This is a genomic window from Streptomyces sp. SID3212 (assembly GCF_009865405.1).
Taxonomy (GTDB): Bacteria; Actinomycetota; Actinomycetes; order Streptomycetales; family Streptomycetaceae; genus Streptomyces.
In genome coordinates this window covers 1-19,831 of sequence record NZ_WWJY01000969.1, presented here as the reverse complement: position 1 = coordinate 19,831, position 19,831 = coordinate 1, and the positions used below count along the sequence as shown (strand labels likewise).

Genomic DNA, 19,831 nt, shown 5'->3' with positions numbered 1-19,831 from the left:
GGGCGCTGGCGGCGATGGGGGTGATGCGCTTCTGCTACGGGGCGCTGACGGTGATGCTGCTGATGCTCTGCCGGTACGCGTGGACGGACCGGGAGTCGGACGGGCTGGCACTCCTCGGTCTGGCCCTCGGTGTGTCCGGGGCCGGGTTCTTCGCCGCCGCGGTGCTCACTCCGTGGGCGGCGGGGCGGCTCGGTACCGCCGCCTGGACGGCGTGGTGCGCGGGCGCCGCGGCGGTGCTGCTGCCGCTTCTGGGGCTGCCCTTCGCGCCCGCGCCGCTGCTGGTGGCCGCGTTCGTTCTCGGACTGGTGACGCAGGGGGCGAAGATCGCGACGGACACGGTGGTGCAGACGGCGGTGGACGACACGTTCCGGGGCCGGGTCTTCTCGCTGTACGACGTGCTGTTCAACGTCGCCTTCGTGGCGGCGGCGGGGGTGGCCGCGCTGGTGCTTCCGCAGGACGGCCGGTCGGCGCCGCTGGTGGTGGCGGTGGCGCTTCTCTACGCCGCTGTCGCCGTGGCGATGACGCGCAAGGGCGATGTTTCACGTGAAACATCGCCCTGGGAACACCTCGACGGGGGTCATGTTTCACGTGAAACATGACCCCGCCGCTGTCAGTCCTGCGCGGAGTCCTGTGCGGCCCACCACTCCTTGAGGGCGGTGACGGCCGCATCGCGTTCCATCGGCCCGTTCTCCAGCCGCAACTCCAGCAGGAACGTGTAGGCGGCGCCGATGACCGGGCCCGGGCCGACTCCGAGGATCTCCATGATCTGGTTGCCGTCGAGGTCGGGCCGGATGGATTCCAGCTCTTCCTGTTCCTGGAGCTGGGCGATCCGGTCCTCCAGTCCGTCGTAGGCCTGGGAGAGGGCGTTCGCCTTGCGCTTGTTGCGGGTGGTGCAGTCCGAGCGGGTCAGCTTGTGGAGCCGGCTGAGGAGCGGGCCGGCGTCGCGGACGTAGCGCCGGACCGCCGAGTCCGTCCACTCGCCGGTGCCGTACCCGTGGAACCGAAGGTGAAGTTCGACCAGCCGGGACACGTCACGGATCAGGTCGTTGGAGTACTTGAGCGCGGTCATGCGCTTCTTGGTGAGCTTGGCGCCCACGACCTCGTGGTGGTGGAAGGAGACCCGGCCGTCCTTCTCGAAGCGCCGGGTCCGGGGCTTGCCGATGTCGTGGAGCAGGGCGGCCAGCCGCAGGACGAGGTCCGGGCCGTCCTCCTCCAGGTCGATGGCCTGCTCCAGCACGGTGAGTGAGTGCTCGTACACATCCTTGTGCCGGTGGTGCTCGTCGCTCTCCAGCCGCAGGGCGGGCAGCTCGGGCAGGATCCGCTCGGCGAGGCCGGTGTCGACGAGCAGCGCCAGGCCCTTGCGGGGGTGGGCGGAGAGGAGCAGCTTGTTGAGTTCGTCGCGGATCCGCTCGGCGGAGACGATCTCGATCCGTTCCGACATCGCCTTCATCGCGGCGATCACGTCGGGGGCGACCTCGAAGTCCAGCTGGGCGGCGAAGCGCGCGGCCCGGAGCATGCGCAGCGGGTCGTCGGAGAAGGAGTCCTCGGGGGTGCCGGGGGTGCGCAGCACACGGGCGGCGAGGTCGTCACGGCCGCCGTGCGGGTCGATGAAGTCCTTCTGGGGCAGGGCGACGGCCATCGCGTTGACCGTGAAGTCGCGGCGTACGAGGTCTTCCTCGATGGTCCGCCCGTAGGACACCTCGGGTTTGCGTGAGGTCCGGTCGTAGGCCTCGGAGCGGTACGTGGTGATCTCGATCTGGTAGCCGTCCTTCTGGCTGCCGACCGTGCCGAAGGCGATACCGACCTCCCAGACCGAGTCCGCCCAGGGCCTGACGATTCTCAGGACGTCCTCGGGGCGGGCGTCGGTGGTGAAGTCCAGGTCGTTGCCGAGCCGGCCGAGGAGGGCGTCCCGGACGGAACCGCCGACCAGGGCGAGCGTGAATCCGGCATCCTGGAATCGGCGTGCGAGGTCGTCCGCGACGGGGGACACCCGGAGCAGTTCGCTGACCGCGCGGCGCTGCACCTGGTTCAGTGCGCTGGGATTGTCTTCATTGGCGTTCGGCACAACAGAAAAGATTACGTGTCCTGGCCGGTGCGGGCTCCCCCGTTTCCGGTGGCCCGGCCTCCGATGCACGGGTTTCGGGCGGGGCATGAGATTCTTCCGATCATGTGGGGCGGTGCCCAGCACTTCGCCACAGCGCACATCGTTACCATGCGTGGACGCAGCAGTCGACAACCACCAACGGCAGCAGACGATGACGAGGGACGGGCGAGCGCGTGGCCGAGGCGGCAGACTTCCAGGGGAGGGGTCACTCTCCTGCCCGCCGGTGGCTGTGGCGCGCAGCCTCCCTGATGGCGGGTGCGCCGCTCCTGGGCGCGCTGGTGGGCGGTGCGGGGGCTTCCCCGGCCCAGGCCGCGGCGGAGGCCACCGGGACGCGTACGGTCGCTGTGGCGCTCGACACGCTGACGCCGAGTGCTCCGGTGAAGGGCGACACGCTGGTCGTCTCGGGCACGGTGACCAACAGGAGCAAGAGCGCGGTCACCGAGGCGCGGGTGGATCTGCGGGTGGGACCGCCGCTGTCCGGGCGGACCGCCATCGACGACGCGGCTGAGCGCTCCCCCGACACGGCGGCCGAGGTGCCGCCGCTCGGCGGCGCGTACAAGGTCGACCTCGCGAAGCTCGCCCCGGGCGTGCCGTACACCTTCTCCCTGTCCGTTCCGGTCGGCAAGCTCGGCCTGGGCGAGGACGGGGTGTACCAGCTCGGTGTCTCGGTGAGCGGGGACACGGTGGACGCCCCGTACGAGCACGTGGTGGGCGTCCAGCGGACCTTCCTTCCCTGGCAGCCCGAGGCGACGGGCAAGAAGACCCAGATCACCTACCTGTGGCCGCTGATCTCGACCACGCGCATGTCGGCGCAGACCGGGTCCGACGACCAGCAGACTCCGGTCTTCGAGAACGACGACCTGGCCGGGGAGCTGGCTCCGGGTGGCCGGCTGGACCAGATGGTGTCGCTCGGCAATCAGCTTCCCGTGACCTGGGTCATCGATCCCGACCTGCTGGCCAGTGCCGACGCGATGGCCGGCAACTACCGGGTCAGGAGCGGGAAGACCACGGTCCCCGGGAAGAGCCAGAGCGTGGCCAGGCAGTGGCTGAACTCCCTGGAGAAGGCCGTGCAGGACCGCAAGGTCGTGGCACTGCCGTTCGCCGACCCCGACCTGGCGTCGCTGGCCCACCGCGGCAAGAACGTCTCCGGCTCGCTCAGCCAGCTCCAGCCGGCCACGGACGCGGCGGTCAGCACCGTGGACACCATCCTGCACGTGAAGCCGTCGGTCGATTTCGCCTGGCCGGTGAACGGGGCGATCGACCCCTCGATCGTCGACGTGGCAACCTCGGCGGGCGCGCACAAGGTGATCACCCGCAGCGACAGCCTCCAGGACAACCTGTCCTACACGCCCACCGCGGCCCGGCCCATCGGCGGCGGCACCACGGCGGTCGTGGCCGACACCCGGCTCTCCACCGCCTTCCAGGGCGACATGACGTCGGCGGACGACTCGATCCTCGCGGTGCAGAAGTTCCTCGCCCAGTCCCTCGCCGTGACCCTCCAGCAGCCCGGGAACCAGCGCAGCATCGTGGTCGCCCCCCAGCGGATGCCCACGGTGGCCCAGGCGCAGTCGATGGCGCACGCGCTGCGCGGTCTGGACGCCGAGCGCTGGACGCAGCCCTCGGACCTGCCGGCGGCGGCCGCGGCCAAGCCGGACCCCGACGCCAATACGAAGGTGCCGGGCTCCTCCCGCTACCCGAAGAAGCTCCGGAACCAGGAACTGTCGACGCAGGCGTTCCAGGAGATCAGGACCACTCAGGACGCGCTCGACAAGTTCAAGGCCGTCCTGAGCCTGCCCGACCGGGTCGACGCGCCCTTCAGCAACGCGATCAACCGCGCGCTGTCGACGTCGTGGCGCGGGGACCGTACCGACGCCGAGCAGTACCGGCGGAGCGTGGACACGTACCTGAAGACCCTGACGGACGAGGTCCAGCTGGTCCCGAAGTCCGACCTCACCCTGTCGGGGCGCAGCGCGACCATCCCGGTGACCGTGCAGAATAACCTGCTCCAGGGGGTGGACCATCTGATGCTGCGCCTGGAGTCCGGGCAACCGACGCGTCTGAAGATCGACGGGAGCAAGGACGTCGCGGAGCAGCCCATCAAGATCGACGGTGGGCACAGCCAGTCGGTGAAGTTCTCCGCCGCGGGCAACGCCAACGGCCGGGTCGAGGTGACCGCTCAGCTGTACACGGTGGACGGCAAGCCGTACGGCAAGAGCATGAGGTTCAACGTGAAGGTCTCGGAGGTCACCCCGACGGTCCTGCTCGTGATGGCCGCCGGGGTGCTGCTGCTGGCGCTCGCCGGGGTCAAGATGTACAGCCAGCGCAAGCGGGCGGCGGCGCGCAAGGCGGCGGCCGTGGCCGGGGACGGCGCGTCCGTTCCCGGGGACGACGGGGACGCGGATCCCGGGCAGCGGAGTGACCCGACACCGGACACCGGACCGGAAAGCGCAAGCCCGTCGGACACGGGTGAGAAAGTGGACCGTTGAGCGATGTCGTGGCCGGTCGGCCGGGGACGATGAGGTGGGGTAACCATGAACGCGCCGTACGACGGTGACCGCGGGCAGGGCGCGGCCGGCGATCCGGCAGGCCAGGTCCCGCCCTCTGGCCGGCCCGCCCAGGACCCCTATGCCACCCCGGATCCTTACGCCCCGGATCCGTATGCGCAGACTCCCCCGGTCCCTGACCCCTATGTCCAGGACGCCTACCGGCAGGATCCGTACTGGGCGCACGACGTGACCGCGCAGGATCCGGTGGGCGAGGCGTTGTACGACCGCGCGTCGCACCCGCCGCCGCCTCCCGGCCCGTACCAGGACACGACGCAGCTGTACCAGCCGCCGGCGCAGCAGTACCCGCCGGATCCTCGGGTGTGGGCGCAGACCCCGCCGCCGGAGCCGGCCGGGGTGTCACGTCATCTGCCGTACGGGGACGACCCGCGCACCACCCAGTTCACGGGGGTCGACGAGCTGGTCTCGCAGGCCGGTGCGGAGGCGCCGCCGCCGGACGCGTTCGCGCACCTGTACCGGGATCAGCAGGGCCTGGCCAGGACTCCGGTCGCGACGGAGCCCGAGGCGGTCCCGGTGCCGCCGCCGCCCGCGAAGGCGGGCGGGCGGGCGTCGGGTCTGCTGAAGTCGAGCGCGCTGATGGCCGCGGGCACGCTGGTGTCACGGCTCACCGGTTTTGTCCGGAGCCTGGTGATCACCGCCGCGCTCGGCGCCGCGCTGCTCGGTGACTCGTACACGGTCGCGGCGACCCTGCCGACGATGATCTACATCCTGACCGTCGGCGGCGGTCTGAACTCGGTGTTCGTCCCGCAGCTCGTGCGGTCGATGAAGAACGACGACGACGGCGGGGTGGCCTACGCCAACCGGCTGCTGACGCTGGTCGTGGTGGCGCTGGGTGTCATCGTGGCCGCGGCGGTGTTCGCGGCTCCGCTGCTGATCCATCTGATGTCGCCCACGATCGCGGGCGACGTGGCCGCGAACAACGTGGCCGTCACCTTCGCCCGTTACTGCCTGCCCACGATCTTCTTCATGGGTGTGCACGTGGTCATGGGTCAGATCCTCAACGCGCGCGGGAAGTTCGGCGCGATGATGTGGACCCCGGTCCTCAACAACATCGTCGTGATCGCCACGTTCGGCCTGTTCATCTGGGTGTACGGCACCGCCGACGCCTCGGACATGAAGGTGGGGACCATCCCGCCCGACGGGGTGCGCCTTCTCGGCGTCGGTACCCTGCTCGGTCTCACCGTGCAGGCCCTCGCGATGGTTCCCTACCTGCGCGAGGCGGGCTTCCGCTTCCGTCCGCGGTTCGACTGGAAGGGCCACGGCCTCGGCAAGACCGTCAAGCTGGCCAAGTGGACGGTCCTGTTCGTCCTCGCCAACCAGCTCGGCGTGGTGGTCGTCACCCAGCTGGCCACCGCGGCGGGCAAGGCCTCCGGCAAGGACGGCACGGGCATCCTGGCCTACAGCAACGCCCAGCTGATCTGGGGCATGCCGCAGGCCATCATCACCGTGTCCGTCATGGCCGCCCTGCTGCCGCGGATCTCCCGCGCCGCCCAGGACGACGACCCGGGCGCGGTGCGCGACGACATCTCCCAGGGGCTGCGCAACTCGGCGGTCGCGATCGTCCCCATCGCCTTCGCGTTCCTGGCGCTGGGCGTCCCGATGGCCACTCTGCTGTTCTCGTCGAGCGGCCTGGAGTCGGCGCGGTCCATGGGCTTCATCCTCATGGCGTTCGGCCTCGGACTGATCCCGTACTCGGTGCAGTACGTCGTGCTGCGCGGCTTCTACGCGTACGAGGACACCCGCACCCCCTTCTACAACACGGTGATCGTCGCGGCCGTCAACGCCGGCGCCTCCGCCCTCTGCTACGTGGTGCTGCCCGCCCGCTGGGCCGTCGTCGGCATGGCCGCCTCGTACGGGCTGGCCTACGCGGTCGGTGTCGGTATCGCCTGGCGCAGGCTCAAGAAGCGCCTCGGCGGGGATCTGGACGGCGGCCGGGTCATGCGGACGTACGCCCGGCTGTGCCTGGCCTCCGTCCCGGCGGCCCTGGTCGCGGGCGCGGCGGCCTACTTCCTCCTCCAGTCGCTCGGCAGCAGCGCCGGGGCGTCACTGGTGGCGCTCGTCGCCGGCGGGCTCGTCCTGTTGGCGGTCTTCTTCGTCGCGGCGAAGAAGATGCGGATCGAAGAACTCAACTCCATGGTGGGCATGGTGCGCGGCCGCCTGGGACGCTAGAGCGGGGCGGCCGGGCACAACCATCACCGGCCGCCGCGTGTCGTGCATAGCGTCCGACTGTGGGCACAATTGGCTGGGCTGTTGGACAGCACGCAACGGATGGGGAGGCAGGAGCGACGGTGGCGGAACGTAGCACGGCTGCCGTCGACGTGGCCGACAACGGCGGCGACGAGCCGCCGACCGCCAAGGCGGACAAGGCCACGGCCGACGGGTTGTCGAAGACCCCGCGCACGGCGGACGAGTCCGCCACAGGCACGGACGGCGAACGGCGGGGCACCGACCCGGCGGTCGCCGCACCGGAACTGCACAGCGGTCACAAGCTCGCGAGACGCTACCGCCTGGAGGAGTGCGTCACCCGTCTGGACGGTTTCAGCAGCTGGCGTGCCGTGGACGAGAAACTGCGCCGCGCCGTCGGCGTGCACCTCCTTCCCGCGGACCACCCACGGGCCCGTTCCGTGCTCGCCGCGGCCCGCTCCGCGGCACTGCTCGGCGACCCCCGCTTCGTCCAGGTCCTGGACGCCGTCGAGGAGAACGACCTCGTCTACGTCGTCCAGGAGTGGCTGCCCGACTCCGTCGAGCTCACCGCGCTGCTCGCCGCGGGCCCCCTGGAGCCCCACGACGCCTATCAGCTCGTCAGCCAGCTCTCCCAGGCCATGGCGGCGGCCCACCGGGAAGGCCTCGCCCATCTGCGGCTGACTCCCGGAGCGGTCCTGCGCACCTCCAGCGGCCAGTACCGCATCCGTGGGCTCGCGGTGAACGCCGCGCTGCGCGGCATCCGCGCCGACCGGCCCCAGCGCACCGACACCGAGGCGATCGGCGCGCTGCTCTACGCCGCGCTGACCCAGCGCTGGCCGTACGACACCGACGCGTACGGGCTCTCCGGGCTCCCGAAGGGCGTCGGGCTGATCGCCCCCGACCAGGTGCGCGCGGGCATCCACCGCGGTCTGTCCGAACTCGCGATGCGGGCCCTGGTCAACGACGGGGCCACGGCCTCCCGCCAGGAGCCGCCCTGCACCACCCCGGACGAACTGGCCGCGGCCGTCGCGGAGATGCCGCGCATCCGGCCGCCCGAGCCGTCGTTCGTGTCGCCGCCGGACTACCAGCGCACCACGTACCAGCAGGGCACGTACGGCCAGCAGGGTGTGTACGGCCAGCAGCCGGGCGGCCCCGGGACCGTTCCCAGCCGGCCCGTGCCGGTCCCGCCACCCCCGCTCCAGGGCCGCACCGGCAAGGCGCTGAAATGGACGGTCGCCGCGCTCCTCATCGCGGCGCTGGGCCTGGGCAGCTGGCAGGTCGCCGACCGGGTCCTCGGGAGCGAGAACAACCGGGACGATCCCGGGACCACCCGCACCACCAACGACACCGGCGACAAGGCACCGCGCCCCGCGAGGCCGATCGCCGTCGTCGGCGCCCACGACTTCGACCCGTTCGGCTCGGACAGGTCCGAGAAGCCCGCCGGGATAAGCAACAGCTACGACGGCGACCCCGGCACGTACTGGAACACCGACGGCTACCTGAGCGCGCGGCTGGGCAACCTCAAGCCCGGGGTCGGCATCGTCCTGGACCTCGGCAGCGCGAAGCAGGTCCGGAGCGTGAAGGTCTCCTTCGACGGCGGGGACACCTCCGTGGAGCTGCGCGCCGCGTCCCCCGGGACGACGGAGCAGCCCACCGAACTGACAGGGTTCGGGAAGGTCGCGGAGGGATCCGGTACGGATGTCACGCTCAAGCCCGGCAAGCCGTTCCGGACGCGGTACGTTCTGGTCTGGCTGACCAAGCTCCCGCCGTCCGACGGTTCCTTCTTCCGGGGCAAGGTCTCCGAAATCAAGATCACCGGCTGACCTGGCCGGCCGACCGGACCGGGGGAGGGGGCTCACCGTTGGACGACGCCGCGCTCGGCGACATGGACGACCAGGACCTCCTGGCCGCGCACGTCGCAGGCGACCCCGATGCCTTCGGCGAGCTGGTACGGCGCCATCGCGACCGGCTCTGGGCGGTCGCCCTGCGCACGCTGGGGGACCGCGAGGAGGCGGCCGACGCCGTCCAGGACGCCCTGGTCTCCGCCTTCCGGGCCGCCCACACGTTCCGCGGCCAGTCCGCCGTGACGACCTGGCTGCACCGCATCACCGTGAACGCCTGCCTCGACCGGGCCCGCAAGGCCGCCTCCCGCAAGACCTCTCCCATGGAGGACACCGAGCGGCTGGAGCAGCTCCTCGAACCCCACGAATCCGCGGAGGCACCGGCCGAGCGCCAGGATCTCCACCGTGAGCTGCTGGCGGCCCTGGCCAGGCTCCCCGTCGACCAGCGCGCCGCACTGGTCCTCGTGGACATGCAGGGATACCCCGTGGCGGAGGCCGCACGGGTGCTGGGAGTGCCCACCGGGACGGTGAAGAGCCGGTGCGCCCGCGGCCGGGCCAGACTGCTCCCCCTCCTCACCCATCTGCGGGCGGACCCCGGGGATAGCGGTCAGCCCGCCGGGGGAAGGAACCGGACGCCGGGGACATCCGTCCCACCGGCATCGGAGCCGAAGGATTCAGCACCGAGTGATCCTGTAGTGAAGGGCGGAGGTGGGCGCGCGTGACATCGACGACCGACACAACTCAGCACCCGGACGTCTCGGAGATCTCCGACCTGACGGAGGGGCTGCTCGCACCGTCCCGGGCCGCGGAGGTGCGGGAGCACCTCGACGGCTGTGCGCTGTGCGCCGACGTCCGTGCGTCACTGGAGGAGATCAGGGGACTGCTCGGCACCCTGCCCGGCCCGCCGAGGATGCCGGCGGACATCGCCGGGCGTATCGACGCGGCGCTGGCGGCGGAAGCGCTCCTGGCCGCCACCGCGCCCGGCGACGCGGACGCAGACCTGGACGCGGACGCGGACACAGATACAGACGCCGGCACAGACGCAGACGCAGCAGATGTTTCACGTGAAACAACGTCCCCCGAATCATCTTCGGACGCCTCCCCCGACGTGCCGGGAAAGGTATCGGCCGTCCCGACCGACCGGCCCGCCGGGCGTCCCCGGGCGGCCACCGGCCCCGGCCGGACCGCCCGGAGCCGCCGTCGTCGCCGTAACACCGTCCTCGGTGCCCTCTTCGGCACCGCGGCCGTCGGCGTGAGCGTCTTCCTGCTCCACTCGATCGCGACGTCGTCCCAGGGCGCCAGCTCCGCCGACTCCGCCTCAGCGGCCAAGTCCGCCCCGGTCGGCCCCCACGTGATCTCGGAGGGGGACCTCCAGGAGCGGGTGGATGCCCTGCTCGCCACCGACCCTTCCGCGTCCTCAGGCGAGTCCTCAGGACAGAAGAGCTTCCGGCCGCAGCAGGACAACCCCGGCGCGGACGAGCGGACGACCAACACTCCCCTGTTGCAGTCCGCGCCCCCGGTCCCGGCCTGCGTCCAGCTGGGCACCGGCCGCACCGACCCCGTCCTCGCCATCGAGCAGGGCGTCTACCAGGGCAGCAGCGCCTACCTCGTGATCATGCCGCAGGCGGACGACAGCACCAGGGTCCAGGCGTACGTGATCGACGCGGCCTGCGTCGACACCGCCCCCACCGGCAAGGGCACCGTCCTGCTGACGCACTCCTACCCGCGCCACTGACCACCCCTCCGCGCCGTCACGGGTCCACGGGAATGTAAGACCCGTAGGATCCGTTGCGTGGGTGTAGGTCGTGGATCTGGCCCCAGTAGGCAGTAAGCAGTCTGCAGAGACGAGGAAGAATCCCGTGAGCGACGTCCGTAATGTGATCATCATCGGTTCCGGGCCCGCCGGCTACACCGCGGCGCTGTACACAGCGCGTGCGGCACTGCGGCCGCTGGTCTTCGAGGGAGCGGTGACCGCAGGCGGTGCGCTGATGAACACCACCGATGTGGAGAACTTCCCCGGCTTCCGTGACGGCATCATGGGTCCGGATCTGATGGACAACATGAGGGCACAGGCGGAGCGCTTCGGCGCCGAGCTGGTTCCCGACGATGTGATCGCCGTCGACCTCACCGGTGAGATCAAGACCGTGACCGACACCGCGGGCACGGTCCACCGTGCCAAGGCAGTGATCGTCACGACCGGGTCCCAGCACCGCAAGCTCGGTCTGCCCAACGAGGACACGCTCTCCGGGCGTGGCGTCTCCTGGTGTGCCACCTGTGACGGGTTCTTCTTCAAGGACCAGGACATCGCCGTGATCGGTGGCGGTGACACCGCGATGGAGGAAGCCACCTTCCTGTCGCGGTTCGCCAAGTCCGTCACGATCGTCCACCGCCGCGACACCCTGCGGGCCTCCAAGGCCATGCAGGACCGCGCGTTCGCCGACCCCAAGATCAAGTTCGCTTGGGACAGCGAGGTCGCGGAGATCCACGGCGATCAGAAGCTCTCGGGCCTGACGTTGCGCAACACCACGACGGGCGAGACCTCCGCGCTCGCGGTGACCGGTCTGTTCATCGCGGTGGGCCATGACCCCCGGACCGAGCTCTTCAAGGGCCAGCTCGACCTCGACGACGAGGGCTACCTCACCGTGGCCGCCCCGTCGACGCGGACGAACCTGTCCGGTGTGTTCGGCGCCGGCGACGTCGTCGACCACACCTACCGCCAGGCGATCACCGCCGCGGGCACCGGCTGTTCCGCCGCCCTCGACGCCGAGCGCTTCCTCGCGGCGCTGAGCGACGCGGACAACGCGCACACCGCCGAGCCCGAGAAGACCGCGACCTTCTGACCGGCACGATCCACTTCACCCCTGCCCCACCCACAACCCGAAGGAGGCCGCCGTGGCCGGCGCCCTGAAGCATGTGACCGACGCTTCATTCGAAGAAGACGTTCTCAAGAGTGACAAGCCCGTTCTGGTGGATTTCTGGGCCGAATGGTGCGGACCCTGCCGCCAGATCGCTCCGTCGCTGGAAGCCATCGCTGCTGAGCACGGGGACCAGATCGAGATCGTCAAGCTGAACATCGACGAGAACCCGGCCACCGCAGCGAAGTACGGCGTCATGTCCATCCCGACGCTGAACGTCTACCAGAACGGCGAGGTCGCCAAGACCATCGTCGGCGCGAAGCCCAAGGCCGCGCTGGTGCGCGACTTGGAGGGCTTCATCGGTGAGCAGGTCACCAAGGCCTGACGCCTCGCGATGTTTCACGTGAAACGGGCCCATCCCGCCAGGGTGGGCCCGTTCCGCGTGTACGGGCCGACCGGCCCCCGGCTCACAACGGCCGGAGCGCGGGCTCCTTGTGGACCTTGCCGAGCAGCCGGTCCAGCGCCAGCTCCACGTCTTCCTTCCACGAGAGCATGGTGCGCAGCTCCAGCCTCAACCGCGGGTACGTCGGATGGGGGCGGACGGTCTTGAAGCCGACCGCCAGCAGGTGATCGGCGGGCAACACACAGGCCGGCTCCTTCCAGCGCGCGTTGCCGAACGCCTCGACGGCCTTGAACTCCCGCCGCAGCAAATCCTTCGCCACGGTCTGCACCATCGCGCGGCCCAGTCCCTGCCCCTGGTACTCCGGCACGATCCAGGCGGTCATCAGCTGGACGGCGTCAGGGGAGACCGGGCTCGTCGGAAAGGCCGTGGCCCGTGGCACGTACGCGGGAGGCGCGTACAGCACATAGCCCACGGGCACGTCGTCGACATACGCGAGCCGGCCGCACGATCCCCACTCCAGCAGGACGGCGGAGATCCACGCCTCTTTCTCCGCCTCGGGTGTGCCCGCTTTCACCGCGGCTTCTCCGCTGACCGGATCCAGCTCCCAGAAGACACACGCCCGGCAGCGTGGGGGGAGGTCCGGAAGGTTGTCCAGCGTGAGCGGTACAAGCCGACGCCCCATAGAGGCTGTTCCCCACTTCCCTCGCACGTCGCGGATCACAATGGATGCGCCATACCAGAACGAATCGTATCCACCTCAGGGTTCCTCGCACACCGAGAGACAGCAAAGGGCGGGCTGTGTTCCGGTAACCGGAGAACACAGCCCGCCCCGTGGCCCGTTCACGAGCCTCAGCTCTCGTCGTCCTCCCCGGCGTCCTCGGTGAGGACCTGGTCGAGGATCCGGCCCTCACCGGGGGCCAGCGTGCCAAGGATCCGGTCCAGGTCGTCCATCGAGGCGAACTCGACGACGATCTTTCCCTTCTTCTGCCCCAGGTCGACCTTCACCCGGGTCTCGAAGCGGTCCGACAGGCGCGAGGCGAGATCGCCCAGCGCCGGGGACAGCCGGGCCCCGGCCCGGGGCCCCTTGGCCTTGGGACCGGCCTGCGGCCCCGATTCCATCAGCTTCACGATCTCTTCGATCGACCGCACCGAGAGCCCTTCCGCCACGATGCGGTGAGCCAGCCGGTCCTGCTCCGCGGAGTCCTCCACGGCCAAGAGCGCCCGGGCGTGACCCGCCGACAGGACCCCTGCGGCGACCCGGCGTTGCACGGAGGGAGAGAGCCGCAGCAGGCGCAGCGTGTTGGAGACCTGCGGACGCGAGCGCCCGATCCGGTCGGCCAGCTGGTCGTGCGTGCAGTTGAAGTCCTTGAGCAACTGGTCGTAGGCCGCGGCCTCTTCCAGCGGGTTCAGCTGGGCGCGGTGCAGGTTCTCCAGCAGCGCGTCGAGCAGCAGCTTCTCGTCGTCCGTGGCGCGGACGATCGAGGGAATGCGCTCCAGGCCGGCCTCCCGGCAGGCCCGCCAGCGCCGCTCGCCCATGATCAGCTCGTAGCGCTCAGGACCCACCTGCCGTACGACGACGGGCTGGAGGAGCCCCACCTCCTTGATGGAGGTGACGAGTTCCGCGAGGGCGTCCTCGTCGAACACCTCGCGGGGCTGCCGCGGGTTGGGCGTGATGGAGTCGATCGGCAGCTCGGCGAAGTGCGCGCCGGCCGCCGGGGCGGGCTCGGGCGCCTCGTCCTGCTCCGGGATGATCCTCTCCGCGTCCGGCACCGAAGCCGCCGACGGGAGGGCGGTGACCTTCGCCGCCGCCACACCCCGCTCGGCGGTCAGCATCGGCGTCGCTCCCGGAGACGCCGTGGCCACTCCGGTGGAGGGCACCTGCTTCTCCGGGGGAGCGGCAGGGATCAGCGCACCAAGCCCACGCCCCAACCCTCTACGTCGCTCACTCACTGGATCCCCTCCGACATCTGCTGGTTGTTCTGGCTGCCCACATGGACCTGCTGGGCGTCATAGTGCACCCCGACTCCCCGAAGAGCGATCTCACGGGCGGCTTCGAGGTAGGACAGGGACCCGCTGGATCCCGGATCGTACGTCAGCACCGTCTGGCCGTAGCTCGGCGCCTCCGAGATGCGCACGGACCGAGGGATGCTCGTCCGCAGCACCTCCTTCCCGAAGTGACTGCGTACTTCCTCCGCCACCTGCGAGGCAAGACGGGTCCTGCCGTCGTACATGGTGAGCAGGATCGTCGACACGTGCAGCGTGGGGTTGAGATGGCCACGGACCAGGTCGACGTTACGCAGGAGCTGACCCAGCCCCTCCAGCGCGTAGTACTCGCACTGGATGGGGATCAGCACCTCCGCGCCGGCGACCATCGCGTTGACGGTCAGCAGGCCGAGCGACGGCGGGCAGTCGATGAGGATGTAGTCCAACGGCTGCTCGTACGCGTCGATCGCCCGCTGGAGCCGGCTCTCCCGCGCCACCAGCGACACCAGTTCGATCTCCGCACCGGCGAGATCGATGGTGGCCGGGGCACAGAAGAGGCCTTCGACGTCGGGTACAGGCTGGACCACTTCGGACAGTGGCCTGCTCTCCACCAGGACGTCATAGATCGAGGGGACTTCGGCGTGATGGTCGATCCCGAGCGCCGTGGAGGCGTTCCCCTGGGGATCGAGGTCGATCACCAGAACGCGCGCGCCGTGCAGCGCGAGCGAGGCGGCCAGGTTGACCGTCGTGGTGGTCTTCCCCACCCCGCCCTTCTGATTGGCGACGACCATGACACGCGTCTGCTCCGGGCGGGGCAAGCCCTCGCCGGCGCGGCCGAGAGCCTCCACCGCCAGTTGAGCGGCACGGCCAATGGGGGTGTCGTCCATCGGGGGCGGTGTTTCACGTGAAACATCCTCCCCCGCCGACTCAGTACGGGGACCGGGGACCGGATCGGTCATCGGTCCCGCGATGTTGGCGTCGGACCGCAAGGATTCACTCTCCTCGACTTCAGACTCGCAATGAATAGAGCCTGCCATGCTTTCGGGGTCGTGAACCAGTGAGGCCCGTGGTTCTGTGGATGAATCCACCTCTGTGGACAACCCCATGCCTCGAACGAGGGACTTTCGACCACGCGGCGTCGCTGCCGCGCGGCCACGGCCGATGATTCCCTGAAGCAATGAACGGTGTTTCACGTGAAACACGATGCATCCGCCGCAGGTTCAGACCGTCACGACACTCCGCAATGCGTAGGTATGGCAGCTTGTATGGAGCATCACTGATAGGCACTACGGACTGTACGGCTCAGCGGCGCCGTCGCGTACGGCTGGTCCGCGCGGCCTTCGCCCGCTTCGCTGCGAACCGTACGCCACCGGGGCTCTCCCCGACCTCCACCCGCACCACCGTGGCCAGCGGATCCACCACACCCTCCCCGACCCGCAGCACCGAGGCCTCCAGCACGCCGAGCTTGCTGAGCGCGGCCCTGGCCCCCTTGACCTCTTCCTCGGCGGTGTCGCCCTTCAGGAGCAGCATCTCCCCGTAGGGACGCAGCAGCGGCACTCCCCAGCCCGCCAGGCGGTCCAGCGGGGCCACCGCGCGCGCCGTCACCACATGGACCGGCGGCAGGGTGCCCAGGACCTCCTCGGCCCGCCCACGGACCACCGTGACGTGGTCCAGCCCCAGCAGCTCGACCACTTCCTGGAGAAAGTTGGTACGCCGCAGCAGCGGCTCCAGCAGCGTGATCTTGAGATCCGGCCGCACCAGGGCCAGCGGTATGCCCGGCAGCCCCGCGCCCGAGCCGACGTCGCAGACCGTCACCCCCTCCGGGACGACCTCGGACAGCACCGCGCAGTTCAGCAGATGCCGCTCCCAGAGGCGCGGAACCTCCCGCGGCCCGATCAGGCCGCGCTTGACCCCCGCGTCCGCCAGCAGCTCCGCGTAGCGGACCGCCGAGGAGAAGGACGCGCCGAAAAGAGTCCGCGCCTCGTCCGGCGGAGGGGAAAGCTCTGCTGCCTCTGTCACGGGGACCGTCCTTCCGTACCGAACCACCCCGAGGGCGGCTGACTAACAGGCTGACAAAATTCGGCCCCGCCTGCGAACAGGGCGGGGCCGAAAAGAGAGGTGCGATCAGGCAGGGAGGACCACGACGAAGCGCTGCGGCTCCTCGCCCTCGGACTCACTGCGCAGACCCGCGGCGGCGACCGCGTCGTGCACGACCTTGCGCTCGAAAGGCGTCATGGGATCGAGCTTCACCGGGGCACCGGTGGACTTGACCTCGTCCGCTGCCTTGGCACCCAGCTCGGCGAGCTCGGTGCGCTTCTTCGCCCGGAAGCCGGCGATGTCGAGCATCAGCCGGCTGCGGTCCCCGGTCTCCCGGTGCACCGCGAGCCGCGTCAGCTCCTGGAGCGCCTCCAGAACCTCGCCGTCACGCCCGACGAGCTTCTGGAGATCCCGGCCGCTGTCGCTGATGATCGAAACCGCGGCCCGGTCGGCCTCGACGTCCATGTCGATGTCACCGTCGAGGTCGGCGATGTCGAGCAGGCCTTCGAGGTAGTCGGCCGCGATCTCCCCTTCCTGCTCAAGGCGGGTCAGGGTGTCGCCCCCCTCGGCGGCGGCGGAGATGGTGCCTTCCGTCACGGATGGACTCCTTCGTTACTTCTTGGACGGGTGCTTGGGCCGCTGCTGGCCCTTGCGCTGTCCCGCCTTGGCTTGGCGTGGGGAGGAACCGGCGGCGGGCTTGCCCGACGGCTTGGACGTGGAGTCCCGCGGCTCGTCCTGCTTCTCCAGCGAGGTCTTCGCCACCGGAGCGGCGTCGTCCGCCGCCTTGTTCTCCGGCGCGTGACCGGCCGGCTTCTGGTCCGCCGTCGCCTGGGCGGCCGCCGCCTGGCGCTGCGCCTTGGTCAGGCGCTTCGGCTGCTGCCGCCGGGCCGCGGCGGCGCCCGCCTCGGCCTCGGCCGCCACCGTGTCGCTCTTGACCACCGTGCCGTCGGCCTGGGGCACCAGGCCCGCCTTCGCCAGGTTCAGGAAGAACTTACGCTCGTTGTCGTTGCGGTCGGGCCCCTTGGCCACAATCGCTCCGACGATCGTCCGCTTTCGCTTGGACTTGACCTGCTCGTGCGTCGTGATGTTCTTCAGCAGACGCCCGAGGTACGCGTCCTGCGCCTTGCTGCCCGGTGTCGGGTTCTGGTTGATCACGTACATCTGCTGGCCCATGGTCCACACGTTCGTGGTCAGCCAGTAGACGAGAACACCGACGGGGAAGTTGATGCCCGTGACGGCGAAGATGACCGGGAAGATGTACATCAACATCTTCTGCTGCTGCATGTACGGCGTCTTGACCGTCAGGTCGACGTTCTTCGTCATCAGCTGGCGCTGCGTGTAGAACTGCGACGCCGACATCAGAAGGATCATGATCGCTGTGACGATGCGCACGTTGGTCAGCGACGCGCCCAGCGCCTCGACCTTCGAGCTGCTCTCCAGGAACTTCGACGCCAGCGGGGCGCCGAAGATGTGCGCCTTACGGGCACTGTCCAGCAAGCCCTGGTCGATCACGCCCATCGTCTTGCCGTTGGCGATGCTCGACAGCACGTGGTAGAGCGCGAAGAAGAACGGGGACTGCGCCAAGATCGGAAGACACGAGGAGAGCGGGTTGGTACCCGTCTCCTTGTACAGCTTCATCATCTCTTCGGACTGGCGCTGTTTGTCGTTCTTGTAGCGCTCCTGGATCGCCTTCATCTTGGGCTGGAGGACCTGCATGTTCCGGGTCGACTTGATCTGCTTCACAAAAAGCGGGATCAGACAGATCCGGATCAGTACCACCAGGGACACGATGGACAGGCCCCAGGCCCAGCCCGTGTCGGGCCCGAAGATCGCCCCGTACAGACTGTGGAATTGGACAATGACCCACGAGACTGGCGTGGTGATGAAACTGAAGAATCCGGCAATCGTGTCCACTAATCAGGCTCCTTGAGCTTTGGGCGAGGTCTCTGCGGCCGGACTGGGAGGTTCGGGGGCCGACGCCCCGGAAGGCACGCCGGCGACGGAGTGCCCGCTCTTGCTGCCCCGCCACGCGTTGCGCAGCAGTTCGTGCCAACGCGGGCGCTTGCGCGGCGGGACATGGTCCACACCACCTGGCGACCACGGATTGCACCGCAGAATGCGCCAGGCGGTCAGCGCCGTGCCTTTCACCGCGCCATGCCGGTCGATGGCCGTGTACCCGTAGTGCGAACACGACGGGTAGTACCGGCAGACGGGGCCCAGAAGCGGGCTGATCGTCCACTGGTACAGCTTGATCAGAGCCAGCAGCGGGTACTTCATCGCGTGCCCCCTCCCAGCAGCCGCTGAAGAGCGGCGTCCAGGTCTCGGGCCAGTCGTTCATATTCGGCGTCACCCGCTTCGGGTAGCGCCCGTACGACAACCAGGCTACCGGGGGGCAGCTCAAGCAGTCGGTCGCGTATGAGATGGCGAAGTCTTCGCTTCACCCGGGTCCGCACCACCGCCCCGCCCACAGCCTTGCTTACGACGAAACCCGCACGTACCGGGGAAGCGCTCTCCCCAGGCGCGTGCGGGTCCGTTGCACCGCTGTGCAGATGGACGACAAGAAGCGGGCGTCCGGCCCGGCGTCCTCGGCGTACCGCGGTCGCGAAGTCCTCGCGCCGCCTCAGCCGATTCTCGGAAGGCAGCACGTCATGACCTGTAGGTGATCAGGCGGACAGACGGGCGCGACCCTTGCCACGGCGGGTCGCGAGGATCGCACGACCGGCACGGGTGCGCATGCGCAGACGGAAGCCGTGGGTCTTCGCACGACGACGGTTGTTCGGCTGGAAGGTGCGCTTGCTCACTCGAGGGCTCCAGAAAGTGATAAGTGATGGCGGGGCGTCGCCTGGCTGTCACCGTGCGCCCACGAGAAGCTCGCGTCCACGCCCGAGTGCACCGCTTCACAACCACAGATCGTGATCTTTGCCCATCGGAGGCAGGCGGCAGCAGCCATCGACAACTCGACCTGGTCACGGTACGCGCGGCTACGCCATCCGGTCAAACCAGTGAGCTGCCACCTCCCATTGTGCACAGGCTGTGGACAACGACTTGAACGTCGGACCCCGGCCTGACTACCGTGACGGAACTCCGGCTCTTTTTCCGCCGGTCTTCCCACCCCGTCCCGAGAACCACATATTCGTGGGACCTGTGAGAGAGCGTGCCTTGTGGCTGATGTACCTGCCGATCTTGCCGCAGTGTGGCCACGAGTGCTGGAGCAACTCCTCAGGGAGGGCCAGCAGGGCGTCGAGCCCAAGGACAAGCAGTGGATCGAGCGCTGCCAGCCTCTCGCGCTGGTGGCCGACACGGCGCTGCTCGCCGTCCCGAACGAGTGGGGCAAGCGGGTCCTGGAGGGCCGTCTCGCCCCGTTGATCAGCGAGACCCTGAGCCACGAGTGCGGCCGGCCCATCCGGATCGCGATCACCGTGGACGACTCGGCCGGCGAGCCCGCGCCCGCCCCCGCCGTACCCCAGCAGCACCGCTACCAGTCCTCGCTCCACGACGAGCAGCGGCAGACAGATACATACGACAACTACGGGCACCGCCCGCAGGACGACGGGATGCCGTCGGTACGCCCCGCGTACCCGGACTACCAGCAGCGCCAGCGCCCCGACCCCGGTGTCTGGCCGCAGTCCCAGGACGACCTCGCGTGGCAGCCCCGGCTCGGCGGCTACCAGGACCGTGATCCGTACGCCACCACCCGCCCCCAGCAGCCGCAGCACGACTACCGGCAGCCGCAGGGTCCCGACCGCTCGCAGTACGAGCAGCCGCACGAGCGGCACGACCTCCAGGACCCCCAGGCGCCGCAGCACGGCGGCGGGCCCAGCGGGGGCCGGCACCGGGGCGCGCCGGGACCGCTGGGCGCG

Annotated in this window: 17 protein-coding genes and 2 pseudogenes; 9 read left to right on the top strand and 10 right to left on the bottom strand. The window is 69.6% G+C overall.

Translation table 11 applies throughout. From position 1 onward, the window contains the following. Positions 1 to 599, top strand: a pseudogene (locus GT042_RS29120) (MFS transporter); the annotation flags it as partial. An 11-nt stretch (positions 600 to 610) separates the two neighbouring features. Here GT042_RS29120 and GT042_RS29115 read toward each other — a convergent pair. Beyond that, positions 611 to 2,065, bottom strand: coding sequence for a CCA tRNA nucleotidyltransferase (locus GT042_RS29115; protein WP_161311694.1), 1,455 nt, complete (start codon positions 2,063 to 2,065; stop codon positions 611 to 613). A 212-nt stretch (positions 2,066 to 2,277) separates the two neighbouring features. On the opposite strand from GT042_RS29115, the gene GT042_RS29110 reads away from it, so the two are divergent. From GT042_RS29110 to trxA, 7 genes are all read left to right on the top strand, one after another. Further along, positions 2,278 to 4,590 carry a DUF6049 family protein gene (locus tag GT042_RS29110; protein WP_161311693.1) on the top strand — a complete coding sequence of 771 codons (2,313 nt, stop codon included), beginning with the start codon at positions 2,278 to 2,280 and terminating at the stop codon, positions 4,588 to 4,590. 45 nt (positions 4,591 to 4,635) lie between these two features. Further along, positions 4,636 to 6,837 (top strand): murein biosynthesis integral membrane protein MurJ, encoded by a 2,202-nt coding sequence (gene murJ, locus GT042_RS29105; RefSeq protein WP_161311692.1) that lies wholly within the window; start codon positions 4,636 to 4,638, stop codon positions 6,835 to 6,837. 119 nt (positions 6,838 to 6,956) lie between these two features. Beyond that, on the top strand, positions 6,957 to 8,675 hold the full coding sequence (locus GT042_RS29100; protein WP_161311691.1) for a protein kinase family protein: 1,719 nt from the start codon (positions 6,957 to 6,959) through the stop codon (positions 8,673 to 8,675). A gap of 38 nt (positions 8,676 to 8,713) precedes the next feature. After that, complete coding sequence (gene sigM / locus GT042_RS29095; RefSeq protein WP_161311690.1) at positions 8,714 to 9,415, top strand: RNA polymerase sigma factor SigM; 702 nt, start codon at positions 8,714 to 8,716, stop codon at positions 9,413 to 9,415. Then, the gene (locus GT042_RS29090; protein WP_161311689.1) at positions 9,412 to 10,428 is read left to right on the top strand and encodes a zf-HC2 domain-containing protein; all 1,017 of its coding nucleotides are present in this window, start codon (positions 9,412 to 9,414) and stop codon (positions 10,426 to 10,428) included. The genes sigM and GT042_RS29090 overlap by 4 nt, the downstream gene beginning before the upstream one ends. A 124-nt stretch (positions 10,429 to 10,552) precedes the next feature. Further along, on the top strand, positions 10,553 to 11,533 hold the full coding sequence (gene trxB, locus GT042_RS29085; protein ID WP_161311688.1) for a thioredoxin-disulfide reductase: 981 nt from the start codon (positions 10,553 to 10,555) through the stop codon (positions 11,531 to 11,533). A 52-nt stretch (positions 11,534 to 11,585) separates the two neighbouring features. After that, positions 11,586 to 11,933: a thioredoxin gene (gene trxA / locus GT042_RS29080; protein WP_161311687.1), complete on the top strand. Its 348-nt coding sequence runs from the start codon at positions 11,586 to 11,588 to the stop codon at positions 11,931 to 11,933. Between the two features lie 82 nt (positions 11,934 to 12,015). On the opposite strand, the gene GT042_RS29075 is transcribed toward trxA, so the two are convergent. The 9 genes from GT042_RS29075 to rpmH form a co-directional block, all read right to left on the bottom strand. Further along, complete coding sequence (locus tag GT042_RS29075; RefSeq protein WP_161311686.1) at positions 12,016 to 12,633, bottom strand: GNAT family N-acetyltransferase; 618 nt, start codon at positions 12,631 to 12,633, stop codon at positions 12,016 to 12,018. A gap of 167 nt (positions 12,634 to 12,800) precedes the next feature. After that, a complete protein-coding gene (locus GT042_RS29070; protein ID WP_161311685.1) occupies positions 12,801 to 13,901 on the bottom strand; it encodes a ParB/RepB/Spo0J family partition protein in 1,101 nt (366 codons plus the stop codon). Beyond that, positions 13,898 to 14,971, bottom strand: a complete 1,074-nt coding sequence (locus tag GT042_RS29065; RefSeq protein WP_161311684.1) for a ParA family protein — start codon at positions 14,969 to 14,971, stop codon at positions 13,898 to 13,900. The genes GT042_RS29070 and GT042_RS29065 overlap by 4 nt, the downstream gene beginning before the upstream one ends. A gap of 265 nt (positions 14,972 to 15,236) precedes the next feature. Then, a complete protein-coding gene (rsmG, locus tag GT042_RS29060) occupies positions 15,237 to 15,953 on the bottom strand; it encodes a 16S rRNA (guanine(527)-N(7))-methyltransferase RsmG (protein WP_161311683.1) in 717 nt (238 codons plus the stop codon). Positions 15,954 to 16,058: 105 nt separating this feature from the next. Further along, positions 16,059 to 16,568 (bottom strand): R3H domain-containing nucleic acid-binding protein, encoded by a 510-nt coding sequence (locus GT042_RS29055; protein WP_161311682.1) that lies wholly within the window; start codon positions 16,566 to 16,568, stop codon positions 16,059 to 16,061. A gap of 15 nt (positions 16,569 to 16,583) precedes the next feature. Next, the gene (gene yidC / locus GT042_RS29050; protein ID WP_161311681.1) at positions 16,584 to 17,885 is read right to left on the bottom strand and encodes a membrane protein insertase YidC; all 1,302 of its coding nucleotides are present in this window, start codon (positions 17,883 to 17,885) and stop codon (positions 16,584 to 16,586) included. Positions 17,886 to 17,888: 3 nt separating this feature from the next. After that, positions 17,889 to 18,248, bottom strand: coding sequence for a membrane protein insertion efficiency factor YidD (gene yidD, locus GT042_RS29045; protein ID WP_161311680.1), 360 nt, complete (start codon positions 18,246 to 18,248; stop codon positions 17,889 to 17,891). Continuing rightward, positions 18,245 to 18,616, bottom strand: a complete 372-nt coding sequence (gene rnpA, locus GT042_RS29040) for a ribonuclease P protein component (RefSeq protein WP_161311679.1) — start codon at positions 18,614 to 18,616, stop codon at positions 18,245 to 18,247. The genes yidD and rnpA overlap by 4 nt, the downstream gene beginning before the upstream one ends. Before the next feature lie 18 nt (positions 18,617 to 18,634). After that, a complete protein-coding gene (gene rpmH, locus GT042_RS29035; RefSeq protein ID WP_030354375.1) occupies positions 18,635 to 18,772 on the bottom strand; it encodes a 50S ribosomal protein L34 in 138 nt (45 codons plus the stop codon). Positions 18,773 to 19,132: 360 nt separating this feature from the next. Here rpmH and GT042_RS29030 point away from each other — a divergent pair. Next, positions 19,133 to 19,831 (top strand): annotated as a pseudogene (locus tag GT042_RS29030) (chromosomal replication initiator protein DnaA); the annotation flags it as partial.

What these genes read in the sequence shown, in the direction of transcription:
- murJ (WP_161311692.1), top strand. Translation starts at nt 4,636, where the DNA reads ATGAACGCGCCGTACGACGGTGACCGCGGGCAGGGCGCGGCCGGCGAT.
- GT042_RS29075 (WP_161311686.1), bottom strand. Translation starts at nt 12,633, where the DNA reads ATGGGGCGTCGGCTTGTACCGCTCACGCTGGACAACCTTCCGGACCTC.
- GT042_RS29065 (WP_161311684.1), bottom strand. Translation starts at nt 14,971, where the DNA reads ATGGCAGGCTCTATTCATTGCGAGTCTGAAGTCGAGGAGAGTGAATCC.
- yidD (WP_161311680.1), bottom strand. Translation starts at nt 18,248, where the DNA reads ATGAAGTACCCGCTGCTGGCTCTGATCAAGCTGTACCAGTGGACGATC.